This window comes from Curtobacterium sp. MCBA15_016 (genome assembly GCF_001865105.1).
Classification (GTDB): domain Bacteria; phylum Actinomycetota; class Actinomycetes; order Actinomycetales; family Microbacteriaceae; genus Curtobacterium.
This window is the reverse complement of sequence record NZ_MJGR01000031.1, coordinates 13,289-14,238: the sequence shown is the minus strand read 5'-3', so window position 1 is coordinate 14,238 and position 950 is coordinate 13,289. Positions and strand designations below refer to the sequence as shown.

The window sequence follows — 950 nt, the reverse complement described above, 5'->3', positions numbered from 1 at the left end:
CGAGGAGCTCGTCGAGGCGCTCGCCGCCACCGCCGGCGTCGCGATCGACAACGCCCGCCTCTTCGACGAGGCACGACAACGCGAGCGGTGGACGACGGCCGCCGCCGAGGTGTCGGCTGCACTCGTCGGCGACGAGACGCTCGAGGACGTGCTGACCCTCATCGCCGACCGGGTGATCGCCTTCGTCGACGCCGTGCTCGTCTCCGTCGTCGAACCGCGCAGCGCCCCGGACACGATCCACGTGGCGGTCGCCGTCGGCACGGGTGCGGCCGGGGTGCAGGGTCGGGACTACCGTGCCGACGGATCGCTCGCCGGACGAGCCATGGCGACGGGGTCGGTGATCGCCGACCCGACCGGTGCCGATCTGCCCGCCTACGACTGGGCGCCCGCGCTCGGCCCGACACTCGCCGTGCCGCTGCGTGACGGCAGCACGCCGCTGGGCGCCCTGATGATCTCCCGAGGCCCCGGCGCCCGGCCGTTCTCCGAGACGGAGGCCGAGATGGCCGACGAGTTCGGGCGGCAGACGAGTGTGGCGCTCGCCGTCGCACGGGGACGGAAGGACCGCCGCCTGCTCGAACGGGCCGAGGACCGCGGTCGGATCGCCCGGGACCTGCACGACCACGTCATCCAGCGGCTCTTCGCCGCAGGGTTGTCCCTCCAGGCGACTGCCGAGCGTGCTCCGGAACAGGTCCGCGAACGCATCGACGCGCAGGTGACCATCATCGACGAGGCGATCGGGGAGATCCGGACTGCGGTGTTCGCGCTCGGGACCCCGGACCGCCACGGACCACGCACCGCTCGCGACCGGTTGCTCGACGTCGTCGCCGAACTCGGGCCCGCGCTCAGCACCGCACCACGGATCGCGTTCGCCGGCCCGGTCGACACCGTGGTCACCGGTGACCTGGCGCTCGACGTCGCGGCCGTCGTCCGCGAGTCGCTCGCGAACGTCG

Annotated in this window: 1 protein-coding gene; it reads left to right on the top strand. The window is 73.5% G+C overall.

Annotation, left to right across the window (positions count from 1 at the left end; genetic code table 11):
- Positions 1-950: GAF domain-containing sensor histidine kinase (locus BIV03_RS19700; RefSeq protein ID WP_175475831.1), on the top strand; the 950-nt coding region annotated here is incomplete at both ends.